Below are 12,580 nucleotides of genomic sequence, written 5' to 3' on the forward strand. Positions count from 1 at the left end.
GGCGGGCGGTCGCGTCGCGCCGGGCAGCAGGAGACCGAACAGATGGAAGAGGTCCGCATGACCACGCGTACTCCGCAGGAACTCGCCGTCCCCGTACGAGGAGGCGATCTCGCCGTGACCCGGTGGCCCGGCGAAGGGCCCGCGGTCATCGCCCTGCACGGCATCACGGGCAACAGCCTGTCCTTCGGCGCCGTCGCCGAGCAGCTCGGCGACATCGATCTGTACGCCCCGGACCTGCGCGGCCGGGCCGGCAGCGCTGGTCTGCCGGCTCCCTACGGCATCCCCGCCCACGTCGAGGACGTCCTCGCCGTCCTCGATCACCTGGGCCTGCGTCAGGCCCTGCTCGTCGGCCACTCCCTGGGGGCCTTCACCACCGCGGTGGCCGCCGCGCGGCACCCGGAGCGCTTCCCGCGCGTCGTACTCGTCGACGGTGGCCTCGGATTCCCGATTCCGGGCGGCGCGGACATCGACGAGGTGATCGAGTCGGTCATCGGCCCGGCGATGCGTCGACTCAGGACGACCTTCCCGGACGGCGACGCGTACCGCGCGCTCTTCCGTGAGCACCCGGCCTTCACGGCCCACTGGGGTCCGCACATCCAGGCGTACGTGGACCGCGACCTGGCCGGCGAGCCTCCGGAGATGCGCAGCAGCTGCGTCCTGGACGCGGTCCGTGCCGACGGCGCGGGCCCCATCGGGGACCCCGAGACGCTGGCCGCCATCCACCAGCCGGTGGTGCGCGGCACCATGCTGTGGGCGGAGCGAGGAGTGATGAACGAACCTCAGGGGCTCTACGACGAGGGGCGACTGGCCGCCGGCGACCTCTCCCCGGACCGGATCACCACGCGCCGGGTCGACGACACCAACCACTACACGATCCTGTTCGCGGCGCACGCGACGGCAGCCGTCGCGGAGGCGGTGCGCGCTGAGCTGAAGCTGATGTAGCACCGGACTCACTGCGACACACCGGGCCGAGCGTGCGTCCGATTCCGCGGAACGGCGCACGTCCGGGCCGGTGTGCGGCCTGGCGTCACCACGACCGTCGACTTGCAGAGGGGTGGCTCCGAAGGTCTGGACCTGTGGCATATGGTGACGGCGTGGACACGCGCCGCATGCACGCATCACACTCGCCTCATCCCCTCGACGGGGAGTCGGAACTCAGGACGGAGACGCGATGCTTCGGCGCACGATCCAACTCACCCTCTCCCTTGTCATGGTCATGGCAGCAGCGCTGGGTGGGGTGCTGTCCACGGCCGGACCCGCCCAGGCCGACGAGTGCTACACCTGGGGCCGCGCCCTGTCCGAGGGCATGTCGGGCTCCGATGTGACGCAGCTGCAGATCCGCGTGGCCGGACATGCGGCGTACGGCGAGGTCATCGCCATCGACGGCGCCTTCGGCCCGGCCACGAAGGCCGCGGTGACCCGATTCCAGCAGGCCTACGGTCTGCCCGCGGACGGCGTCGCGGGTTCCCAGACGTTCAGCAAGATCTACGCCCTGCAGGACCCGGACTGCACCCCTGTCCACTTCACCTACGCCGAGCTGAACAAGTGCAACTCCGACTGGTCCGGCGGCGCGGTCAGCGCCGCGACGGCCAAGGCCAACGGCCTGCGCACGATGTGGAAGCTGGAGGCCATGCGACATGCCCTGGGTGACGTTCCCCTGACCGTGACCAGCGGATTCCGCTCGTACGCCTGCAACAGCGCGGTGGGCGGCGCCTCGAACAGCCGGCACCTGTACGGTGACGCCGCCGACCTGACCGGCAGCCCGTCGCTGTGCACGCTGGCACAGCGGGCCCGCTACCACGGTTTCGGCGGAATCTTCGGCCCCGGCTACCCCGACCACAACGACCACACCCACGTCGACGGACGAACCAGCCGATCCTGGTCCGCGCCCAACTGCGGCGTCTGACCCGGCCGTACGACACGGAGGGCGGGCTCTCTCCCGGCCCCGAGGGTCGGGGAGAGGGCCCGCACGCCCGAGGGGCACACGGCCGGCTCCTGCTCCTCGCCCCCGCCGCCTCCGGGCTCGCCCCGCACTCCCCGACAACGCGTCCGAGAGCCACCGGTGCCGCGGCGCCCACGCTCGGCCCGCTGTCCTTCCCCGGTCCGCTGCGGGCCCGCCGTCGAGCCGTCACCACCGGGGTGATCACCGAGGCGGAACGGTGATCACCTGGTCCGGTCGAGCACGTACGTGAACAGCCCGTCCAATTGCTGTGCGGCGGTGTGCGTGAGAGACGCGTCGCGCAGCGCGCTGCGAGCGGTGTCCAGGTGCCGGCGCGCTTCGTCGCGGGCCGCGGTCCGCCCGCCCAGTTCCTCCACGAGTGCCGCGACGCGTGCGGCGGACTCGTGGTCGAGCGGCTGGGGAGGATCGAGCAGCGATGCCAGTTCCCGCGCGGCCCTGCCTCCGCCGGCCACCGCGGCGAGCATCGGGTAGGTCTTCTTGCCCCTGCGCAGGTCGGCGTGGACGGGCTTGCCGGTCACCGCGGGGTCACCCCAGATACCGAGGATGTCGTCCACCGCCTGAAAGGCGAGGCCTAGATGACGGCCCGCCCGTTCGAGCGTGGTCACGGTCCGGTCGGGGGCGCCGCCGAGGACCGCGCCGAGCGCAACGGCGCACCCCAGCAGGGCGCCCGTCTTGTGTTCGGCCATCGACCGGTACTGCTCCGGTCCGACCGCGCCGGGGCCGTACCACGGACGGTGTTCAAAGCGCAGGTCCTGTGCCTGGCCGGACACCAGCGCGTTCAGGGTCCGGCAGAGGCAGCGGACCGCGGCCGCCGCATGCCGGCCCGGGGTCTCGGCCAGGGTGGTCACGGCCTGGGCGAGAAGCGCGTCGCCGGCGAGAACGGCCGGGCCGGTCCCGTACGCCTTCCACACCGCGGGCCGCTGCCGGCGCAGGGCGTCGCCGTCCATGATGTCGTCGTGGAGGAGCGAGAAGGTGTGCACGAGTTCGACTGCCACGGCGCCGGGGACGGCGTCCGCGCCATCCGCCCCGACCGCCTCGGCCCCGAGCACGGCGAGCGCCTGGCGCACTCCCTTGCCCTCGGACCTGCCGGAATCCGGAGTACCAGTCGTGTCGGACCAGCCCAGCGCGTACGCCGCCATCTCACCGGTCCACGGATGGAGACTGCCCACCGCCCCCACCAGCGCGGGCCGCACGAGTTCACGACAGCGCTCCAGGACACGGGCCGGCGCTGTGTCGTGATCACGAGAGGAACGCACGGTGGCCCCGGTGGCGGTGCCCGGCGAGCTCACGGGCGAGAGCGGTGTCGGGACCGCGCTCACCGCAGGCCCTCCACGTCGACGGCCTGAAGCGCCTCAGCCCCGACCGCCGGCAGCACGGGCCGCGCGGCGCCCCGCTCGTGACCGCCGTGGTCAGGCAGCGGCCCGACCCCCAGTTCGGCCGCGGCCTTGTCCACCATGTCCCGGGCGTGCCGCAGCCCGATACGGTCCAGCGTCGAACGCAGTTCGGCCAGGTCCGCGGCAGTGTGCGTGGCGTCGCGGCCCAGGTGGGCGGAGGCCTTGACCAGCCCCAGTCGCGACAGCGCCGTCCCGCGCGGCTCGTTCATCTCGTGGAACTCCTCAAGGGCCAGCGCGTACATCTCACGGGCCTGCTCGTAGCGGCCCGCCCGGTACAGCACGTTGCCGCGCATCTTGTGGTTGTAGGCGAGCGCGCTGGACAGCCGCATCTCCCGGCAGACCTCCTCCGCCTGGGACAGCAGAGACAGGGCGCGCTCCACGTCGGCGTCGCGCACGGACACCACGTCCGCGATGCCTCGCAGCGCCCATGCCCACCCGCGCCGGTCCTCGGCTCGGGACGCCGTGTCGGCCGCCTCCTCGAACAGGGCCAGGGCCTCATCGTATTCGCCGGTGTTGCGGTGCATCTGCGCGATGCCCTCCAGCGCCCACACCGTGTGCCGGGCCTCGCCTCGGCGGCGGGCCTCGGCGAGCAGCTGCTCGTGCAGCCTCCTCACCGCCGCGTAATCGCCCTGGATGCGCCCGGTCTCGGCAAGCCCCGCCAGCGAGTAGCCGCGCACGACGACGTCACCACCCCGCTCGCCCGTCTCGGCCGCCAGCCTCAGCAACCGGTACGCCAGCCTGAACGCACCGCGCTGTCGGGCCAGCGTGCCGCCGCTCCACAGAGCCCACGCCATGGCCCCCTCGTGACCGGCCGAACGCGCCGCCCGGTAGCTCGCCTTCCACGCCCGGTCGGCCTCCTCGATGCGCCCGAGCCTGCGACAGGCCTCCGCCACGGCCAGCCCGCAGCGCGCCTCCTCCCGCCGGTCCCCGGCCCGCTCCGCCGTCCGCAGCTCCTCCATGCCCCGGGCCAGCACCTCGGGCAGCGAAGCGTTCACCGACAACGATTCGAGAGCCCCCTGGTACTCCGGCGCCGATGCCTTCGCCCGCCTCGTCCTACTCACCTGACCTGCCATCACACCCCTCCTCGTGGCGACTCGACGATCAAGTCGACACGAGGACCAAGACGTCGACCGCGGGCCGGGGTTCCCTCTCGGTCGAGAAGTCCGCCTCCATACGGACGCGGGATCGTTCTCAAGTGCTACGCGGCCGTCGACGACTCCTCAGCGAGATGTACGCCGGGGCTCCCGGACCGGCAGGTCCGGCCCAGCTCCAGGGTGAGGCTCGAACGGTCCAATTTCGAACCGGTAGTGCGCGAAGGCGTCCTCGTCACACCAGAGCCGGCCACCAGACTGCTCACACACGAGCACACCGCAGAAGCACCCGGCCGCTCGGTCTCGTCCTGGCCATGGACGGGGTCGGCGCGCTCACCGGCGCCACCGTCGCGGTCCGCGTGACCACACGCCTCGGCACCGCGCGGGGCATCATCGTGGCCGACCTGGCCGGCATCGCGCTGCTGCTGCTCGCCACGCTGACGACGTCGGCAGGGGACGCGTACTGGTTCGCCCTGGGCAACGCCGGCTTCGCCTTCGACACCGTCATCGGCTCGATCACCACCCGCACCTACCGGCAGACGCAGTCGCCGCCGGAACTGCTGTCCCGCGTGCTGGCGGGCCCCACGTACAGCGCCATGGCGCGGCACAGCGAGTACTCGGTCGCCACGTCGTCCCGCGCCGCCTTGCGGTGAGCAGCCACCGCCACTTTCCGTCGTGTCGGCGTACGTGAAGGCCTGTGGAGGTGATCCGGCGGAGTGGCGGGCCCACGGGCAGCGGGTGTCGGAGGAGGCGGCGGCCGTCCAGGCGCAGGACCGAGGCGACGAGCCGCCCCCCGCTACCGTCTTCGTGGCTCCGCAACGGGGCCTCCGGCCTTCGGGTCGGCATGACTCCCCCTCGTTGTCGCTGATCCGGAGGGGTGTCATCGGCCGCCGTGGCCCGGTTCGTCACGCGCCGCCCGGAGCCAGGGAAACGTTCCAGAAATCGGCGTAGCGGCCGCCGAGGCGTAGCAGTTCGTCGTGGCTGCCTTCCTCCACGATCCGGCCACCGTCCAGGAAGACGACGCGATCGGCGCGTCGCACGGTCCGCATCCGGTGCGCGACCATCACCACCGTCCGGCCGGCCATCAGGCGTTCGATGCCCTCGTGGACGGCTGCCTCGTTCACCGGGTCCAGTGCCGAGGTCACCTCGTCCAACAGCACGACGGGCGCGTTCTTCAGCAGTGCTCGCGCGATCGAGACGCGCTGGCGTTCACCACCCGAGAGCAGCGCCCCGCCCTCGCCGACATGCGTGGACCATCCACCGGGCAGGCGCTCGATCACCTCGTCCAACCGCGCCGCCGCCGCTGCCGCCCGTACCTCGGCCTCGTCCGCGTCGGGGCGGCCCAGACGCACGTTCTCCTCGATCGTGCCGTCGAAGAGACGGACATCCTGGAAGACAATGGCGAACTGCTCCATCAACACCTGCGAGTCGACCGCGCGTACGTCCACACCGCCCACACGCACCGCGCCCGCGTCCACATCGTAGAACCTCGCGAGCAACTGCAGGAACGTGCTCTTCCCGGAACCCGAGGGTCCGACCACGGCCAGCCGTTGTCCCTGCGGCAGGGACAACGACAGGTCGTCGATCACCGTGCGGTCGCCGTGCCGGAAGGATACGGACTCGAACTCCACGTCGTGCCGTACCGGCTGGACCGGTTCGGGAGCTTCCGGCAGCGGTTCGGTGCGCAACACCGCGTCGAGTCTCGCCAGCTCGTGACGTGCGCCGCGGATCTGGCCGCCGATGTCCGCCAGGGACAGCAACGGATCCGCGCAGCGGGCGGCCAGCACCAGGATCGACAAGACCTCCGCCGCACCGATGTCCCCGCCGAGCGCGAGGTAGGCACCCAGGGCCAGCACGGCGGTGAACGTCATCTGTACCGCAAGCGTCGAACCCACTACACCGGGCAGCGCAGACAGCGTGGAGCGCCGGGACGCGCGCTCGACTTCCCTCAGCGAGTCGTCGAGCGCCCTGAAGCGTTCGACGGTCCGGCCTCCGGCGCGTAGCACCGGCTGGGCCTGGAGGTATTCGATGACCCGCCCGGTGGCCTCGTGGTCGCGTTCATGCCGCTCGGCGTCGGCAGCGGCCGTCGAACGGCCGGTCCGGATGTGGATCGCCGCCACGATCGGTACGGCGGCCGTCGCGGCCAGACCGATCTGCCAGTTGAAGGCCAGCATCACGACGACGATCGTCAGGGGGGTCACGCACGCGGAGATGAACGGGGCCAGCAGATGCGCGATCACGCTCATCGCCTGAAGGACGCCGCGGCCGGCCAGGGCGGACACCTCTCCGAGGCGGCCCGCGTCGTACCAACCGAGGGGCAGTCGGGCCAGGTGATCACCGAGACGGTGGTACGTGCCGCGCAACAGTGTGGTCCCGGCGTGGAAGCCGGACCGGTCGCTGGCGTAACGCAGTACCGCGTAGCCCGCGACCGCGGCCCCGAACGTGATCAGCCAGGGCCAGGCGTCTTCGGGCGCGCTGCCGAAGAGGGCCCGCAGCACGGGAACCAGCAGGGCGTAGGACAGGCCCTCGACCACCGCGGTCGTGGTCATCAGGGTCACGGTGCGACGCACCGGCTGGGCGTATTCGCGGCCCAGCACGCGCAGCAGCATTCGAATCATCGGGACTCGCCTCCTTGCGGTGCGTCACCCGGGGTCGTGGCCGGGTCGGCTGCCGTCGTTCGTTGGGATCGCCAGAACTCCGCGAACTTTCCGGGCCGTGCCAGCAGTTCGGCCGGACTGCCGCGTTCGACGATCGTTCCCTCGTCCAGCATCACGACGGTGTCGGCGTCGGCGATCGTCTCCAGGCGATGGGCGATGACCAGGATCGTCCGGTCACCCTCCAGCGTCGCCAGTGCTCTGCGCACCGCCTGTTCGGTCTGCGGGTCCGCGAAGGCGGTCGCCTCGTCGAGCACGAGGACGGGCGCGTCGGCCAGCAGTGCGCGTGCGAGCGCGATTCGCTGCGCCTCGCCACCCGACAGGCCGGCGTCTTCACCGATCACCGACTGGTATCCGCGGGGCAGCTCGAGAATGCGATCGTGGATGTTCGCCAGCCGGGCGGCGCGCACCACGGCATCGAGGTCGGCGTACGGTACGGCCAGCGCGATGTTGTCCGCGACCGACGCACGCAGCAGGCGGACGTCCTGGAAGACGAAGGAGACCGTCCGGTAGAGCTCCCGGCTGCCGAGCTCGCGCAGATCCACACCGCCCAGGGTCACGGAACCGTAGGCCGGGTCGAAGAATCGCGGCAACAGCTGGACCAGCGTGGACTTCCCACTTCCCGACGGTCCCACGATCGCGGTGGTCGTTCCCGGTTCGAGCACCAGGTCGATCCCGCGCAGGACCTCGTGATCGGCTTCGTAGCCGAATCGAACGCCGCGCAGTTCCACCCGGTGGCCCTGCGGCGCCACCGGATGCGCGGGCTCCGGCAGCGACGGCACCGCGAGCACCTCCCGGATCCGGCCGACTGCGCGCCGGGCGGCCTGCATGTCGTCGAACCCGTGGCCGAGGGCCGCCACCGGAGCGGTCAGGCCCAGTCCGAGGAGCAGGAAGGGCAGCAGGTCCGCCGGAGCCATGCCACCGGTGGTGATCAGAGCCGTACCGCCGATGAGGACGACCGACAGTACGAACGGCGGCGACAGCGCCACCTGCATCCCCGCGGCGATGCCGGCGAGCCCGCGCACCATCCCGAAGAAGCTGTTGACGAAATCGTCCACGGCCGTGAGGAACCTACGGTGGGCGCGCCCGGACGCGCCGAACGCCTTGACCACCGAGATGCCCTGGACGAACTCGACGACGGAACTCGAGATACGTCCCATGGCCGCGTCGAACTCCTCCTGCTCGCGCAGCCGGGCCGGGGTCATCATCAGGGGGACCAGCGCCACTGCCAGCACGACCGGTATCAGCGTGATCAGTGTGAGCCGCCAGTCGATGGTGAACAGGTAGATCAGCGACGCCAGAGGGACCACGAAGGCGGAAACGAGCTCGCCGGGGGTGTGGGCGATGAATGGGTGCACCGCGCTGACGTCATCCCCCACCACCTTTGCGAGCTCACCGGTCCGGCGCTGGGAGAACCAGCCGATCGGTACCTGGCCGAGTTGCGTGGCCAGTCGCCGGCGGAGCGTCAGTTGCACCTGGCCGTCCACGATGTGTCCGAGTCCTGACGACGCGGCCGTGAACAGAAGCCGGAGGAACAGGCCCGCGGCACCCTCGATCACGACGATCCAGACCCGGCCGTCATCCACCGGGCCGGGCGCCAATAGGGTGCGTCCCAGCTCGACGACTGCCAGCAGCGGCATCAGACCCGCGAGGGCGCCCATGACCTGCAGCGTCACAACGGCAGCGAAACTCGGGTAATAGGGGCGCAGCAGCCCCGTGATGCTCTGTCCCGCCGCGGATTCGGCGCCGGGCGGTGGTGTGGACTGCTCCCTCGCCTTGGTGAGGTCGGTGGTGGCCATGGTCTTCCTGTCTTCGTCGATCCCGTCGCGACCGGGCTCGGAGCCGGGCCGGTGGTCATGGGGGTGCGTGGGGCGTGGCGGTGGCCACATGCCGTGATCAAGGACGCCCGGACGGACGTCAGGGGCGGGCACCGGCCCGCGGCGCGCCGGTGTTCGGCTTGCCGTGCCGGAACGGTTCGGCAAGCTGGGCGAGGTAGGAGGTCGGGTAGTCGGGTTTGGCGGCCATGCCCAGGTCATCGGAGGTGAACCGCCGGTCCGGGTCATAGGTGTAGGTGCGCATGGCGTGGTCCCAGACGAGGGTGAACAAGCCGAAGTTGACGTCGCCGATGCCGGCCCATTTCAGGTGGTGGAACCGGTGGCCCTGGTTGAGGGCGAGGACCGTTGCGAGCGGGCCGGTGCGGTAATCGGCGTTGGAGTGCTGGAGCAGGAGTTGGACGGCGACGGCGCAGGCCAGGACGGAGGCGACGTCGAGGGGCATGCCGAGCAGCAGTAGGGGGGTGACGCCCCCGAGGGTCTCGAGACTCTGGTGGAGGGGGTGCTTCATCAGACCGTTGAAGCCGTAGAAACGCGTGACGCTGTGGTGGACGGCGTGCAGCCGCCACAGCCAGCCGACGTGGTGGCTGGCGCGGTGTACGAGGGTGATCCCGAGATCGGCGACGGCGACGGCGAACAGCACCTGGCACCACAGCGGCCAGCTGTCCGGCCACGCTCGCGGGGCCGGCGCGAGCGCGGCGGCCGCGGGCACGACGGCAAGTCCGGCAAGGGTGAACACCTCGTTGACGAACGCGTGGGCGGTGTCGCGGCGGCCGTCCCCGCGAGGGACGTTCCACGCGGGCAGGTACGGCAGCACGCGTTCGGCGGTGAACGAGCAGCCCACCGCGAACGCCAACAGGACCAGCAGCCACGGCTTCGGGGCGCCGGCGCTGACCAGCCAGATCGCGGCACCGTTGACGCCGAGCAACATGAAGGGCACGTACGCGTACCGAACCAGGAATCGAGCGGAGGCGACGGCGGGCGCCGCGGCGGTCGTTGGAGACATACCGACAGCCTCGCCGCCGCGGTGTCCGGCGGGCTTGAACGGATCCGCTACCGGTCCCGCCGCGTATCCGGGCCGACCGTCGGCGTCCAGTGGGCGGCGGCCAGGGCCTGGGAGGGGGTGATGCCGAACATGGCTTTGCACACGCGGGTCAGGTGGGCGCTGTCCGAGAACCCGGCGGCGTGCGCGGCCTCGGTGGCGTTCGCCCCACCACGCGCCGAGACGATCGCGGCGTGCAGCCGCGCCCACCGCACCGCCGCCGGGAACGACCAGCCCAACTGTTGGGCAAACAGGTGCCCCAGCCGACTGGCGGACACCCCGGCCCGGGCGGCGACCTCGCCCACCCGCACCGGTCCGGCCGCCACCGCGCCCGGCAGCGCCGCAAGCGCCGCTGCGAGGGCCGGGTGCCGGGGTTGCCCGGAGGTGGCGGCGCCGAGCCGGTCCAACGCCCGCAGCATGCCCGCCGCCGACACGGCGGCGGGCGGCGAGTCGGCCTCGGCGAACACGGATGCCGCGGCGGCCCAACGGGCCACTCCACCACAGGCCGCCGTGTCGTGCAGGGCGCGTCCGGCGGTGGTGTCCGCATCGAGGTAGACCATCACCCCCATCGGCGTCGGCCCCGGTGCCGGACGCACGCGATGCGTACGCCCGGCGGGGATGACGGCCGCTCGCACGGGCAGTTCGTTCCGCCCGTCGCTCAGCAGCACCCTGCCGGACCCGCACGCCAGCACTTGTACGGCGGCGTGCGCGTGCTCCCGAGCCATGCCGATCACCCCGGCCACGACCAGGCGGCCCGGCGCCGCATCGACCTCGACCCGCCACGCGTCGGCACCGCCCCCGGAGGACGCCGCGGACGTCTCGGTGCCCTGGCTCATGGCTGCCGCGCCCATTCGGACGCCGACGGCACCACCCGGCCGGCCATGACGGGCTTCGGCGTGGTCGGCCGCATGTGGACCGACCGGAGACCCCTGGCGGGTACCGGCCCGCCACCACCCGCGGCGCGGGCACGGCGGGCCGTGGGCGGACGAAGCGGCCCCGGCAGGCCGTAGCCCCCGCTGGTCCGCGGGTGCCGAACGGTGGCCGACGCGCCCGCCGCCCTGGCGGGCCGATCCGGGCCGCCCGGGTCCCTCACCAAGACCACGCGCATGATCCCCCTCCACCCGTCCGTGTCCCGCGCGCCACTGGCCCACCTGCCGGACCACGCCGGACACCGGCAGCCGGCTCGCGAGAGCCGACGGCGGTCACGTACGGACCGGCCCCGGGCGGAACACCGGGAGTATACGGAGCACGACCGTCCCGCCAGCCACATGAGCGGCGCACGCTACGGCGCCGAGACGGCCCGCACCACGCCCAGCGCCGCACCGTCGAGACTCTTTCAAGGAGAGCGCCGGCCTCTGGAATACCCATGTTTTCGGGGTCCTGGAGTGTCTCCGTCACAGAAGCAGCTCGGCGATGGCCCGGGCAGCCTCCCTCGCCGTGCGGCCCACGCCCACCAGAGTGGCTGACGCCGGGCCGGTCCAGTCGCCGTAGCCGAGGAGGTGGATGCGGGGGTCGGTGGTGCACTGGGTGCCGTGGGTGGGGATGCGGCCGTCGGGGGTGCGGAGGGCGAGGGGGGTGAGGTGGGTGAGGGCGGGACGGAAGCCGGTGCACCAGATGATGGCGTCCGCCTCGGCGGTCATGCCGTCGGCCCACGCCACACCGGTCGGGGTGAGGCGGTCGAACATCGGGGTGGCCTTGAGGAGGCCCGCATCGCGGGCCTCGCGGACAGGTGGGACGGCCACGATGTCGCCGAGGGCGGAGATGCCGCCGGTGACGGGGCGGCCCTCGTCAAGGGCGCGGCGGCGAGCGGTGGCGGCGTCGAACAGTGCGCGGCCGTCGATGTCGTCGGGGAGGTAGCGGGGTTCGCGCAGGGTGGCCCAGGTGAGCTGGGTGTCGTGCGCGAGGTCGGCGGCGATCTGGGCGCCGGAGTTTCCGCCTCCGGCGACGATCACCCGCAGGCCTGAGAACGTCGCCGCTTTGTCGTACTCGACGGTGTGGAGTCGGCGGCCCTGGAAGTCCGTCCGGCCGGGGATCGACGGTACGAAGGGGCGGGACCAGGTGCCGGTGGCGCTGATGACCGCGCGGGCGTGCCAGGTGTCTGAGTCCGTCTCTATGCGGAGGAGTTCGCCCTCGTCGTGGACACCGCGGACGCGTGCGGGGCGGACGACGGGCAGGTCGTACCGCTGCTCGTAGTCGGTGAGGTACTCGACGACGTGTCCCGCTTCGGGGAACGGCTCCCCCGGCTGGGGCGGCATGATGCGGCCCGGGAGGGAGGAGTACGCCGCCGGGGAGAACAGGTGGAGGGAGTCCCACGCGTGCCGCCAGGCGCCGCCCGGTGCCATGCCCGCGTCCAGAACGACGAAGTCGAGGCCGGCTCGGCGCAGGTGATAGCCGGCAGCGAGTCCGGCCTGTCCTCCGCCGATCACCACAACGTCGAACGTCCTGCTCATGTCGGGGACTTCCCTTCCTCGGGGGCGGCAATCGCGTGACGCCGCGGCGGCTTACTTGCGGTTGTCTGTCTACGTACGGGTGGCGGCCGTGGCTGCGACGGCGGCGACCGCCGCCAGCAGGGCGAACAGCTGGGGGTACCCGCCGAGCGAGCCCGCG

Annotated in this window: 10 protein-coding genes; 3 read left to right on the forward strand and 7 right to left on the reverse strand. The window is 72.1% G+C overall.

Translation table 11 applies throughout. The features are described from left to right. Positions 1–57 precede the first annotated feature (57 nt). Both ACZ51I_RS07755 and ACZ51I_RS07760 read left to right on the forward strand, forming a co-directional pair. Complete coding sequence (locus tag ACZ51I_RS07755; protein WP_468872377.1) at positions 58–942, forward strand: alpha/beta fold hydrolase; 885 nt, start codon at positions 58–60, stop codon at positions 940–942. A gap of 229 nt (positions 943–1,171) precedes the next feature. Continuing rightward, positions 1,172–1,906: a D-Ala-D-Ala carboxypeptidase family metallohydrolase gene (locus tag ACZ51I_RS07760; RefSeq protein ID WP_468872379.1), complete on the forward strand. Its 735-nt coding sequence runs from the start codon at positions 1,172–1,174 to the stop codon at positions 1,904–1,906. A gap of 257 nt (positions 1,907–2,163) precedes the next feature. Here ACZ51I_RS07760 and ACZ51I_RS07765 read toward each other — a convergent pair whose 3' ends face one another. Next, complete coding sequence (locus tag ACZ51I_RS07765) at positions 2,164–3,129, reverse strand: polyprenyl synthetase family protein (RefSeq protein WP_468872382.1); 966 nt, start codon at positions 3,127–3,129, stop codon at positions 2,164–2,166. Between the two features lie 146 nt (positions 3,130–3,275). Next, positions 3,276–4,427, reverse strand: coding sequence for a tetratricopeptide repeat protein (locus ACZ51I_RS07770; RefSeq protein ID WP_468872384.1), 1,152 nt, complete (start codon positions 4,425–4,427; stop codon positions 3,276–3,278). Positions 4,428–4,759: 332 nt separating this feature from the next. Here ACZ51I_RS07770 and ACZ51I_RS07775 point away from each other — a divergent pair, with 332 nt between their 5' ends. Continuing rightward, complete coding sequence (locus ACZ51I_RS07775; protein ID WP_468872387.1) at positions 4,760–5,098, forward strand: hypothetical protein; 339 nt, start codon at positions 4,760–4,762, stop codon at positions 5,096–5,098. A 252-nt stretch (positions 5,099–5,350) separates the two neighbouring features. On the opposite strand, the gene ACZ51I_RS07780 is transcribed toward ACZ51I_RS07775, so the two are convergent. The 5 genes from ACZ51I_RS07780 to ACZ51I_RS07800 form a co-directional block, all read right to left on the reverse strand. Continuing rightward, positions 5,351–7,063 carry an ABC transporter ATP-binding protein gene (locus ACZ51I_RS07780; RefSeq protein ID WP_468872389.1) on the reverse strand — a complete coding sequence of 571 codons (1,713 nt, stop codon included), beginning with the start codon at positions 7,061–7,063 and terminating at the stop codon, positions 5,351–5,353. Continuing rightward, on the reverse strand, positions 7,060–8,898 hold the full coding sequence (locus tag ACZ51I_RS07785; RefSeq protein ID WP_468872391.1) for an ABC transporter ATP-binding protein: 1,839 nt from the start codon (positions 8,896–8,898) through the stop codon (positions 7,060–7,062). The genes ACZ51I_RS07780 and ACZ51I_RS07785 overlap by 4 nt, the downstream gene beginning before the upstream one ends. A gap of 118 nt (positions 8,899–9,016) precedes the next feature. Then, a complete protein-coding gene (locus ACZ51I_RS07790; protein ID WP_468872393.1) occupies positions 9,017–9,937 on the reverse strand; it encodes a sterol desaturase family protein in 921 nt (306 codons plus the stop codon). Positions 9,938–9,984: 47 nt separating this feature from the next. Next, positions 9,985–10,809 carry a helix-turn-helix transcriptional regulator gene (locus ACZ51I_RS07795; protein ID WP_468872395.1) on the reverse strand — a complete coding sequence of 275 codons (825 nt, stop codon included), beginning with the start codon at positions 10,807–10,809 and terminating at the stop codon, positions 9,985–9,987. Between the two features lie 558 nt (positions 10,810–11,367). Then, positions 11,368–12,423: an ArsO family NAD(P)H-dependent flavin-containing monooxygenase gene (locus ACZ51I_RS07800; RefSeq protein WP_468872397.1), complete on the reverse strand. Its 1,056-nt coding sequence runs from the start codon at positions 12,421–12,423 to the stop codon at positions 11,368–11,370. Positions 12,424–12,580 lie beyond the last annotated feature (157 nt).

The organism is Streptomyces sp. NPDC034084 (assembly GCF_055575535.1).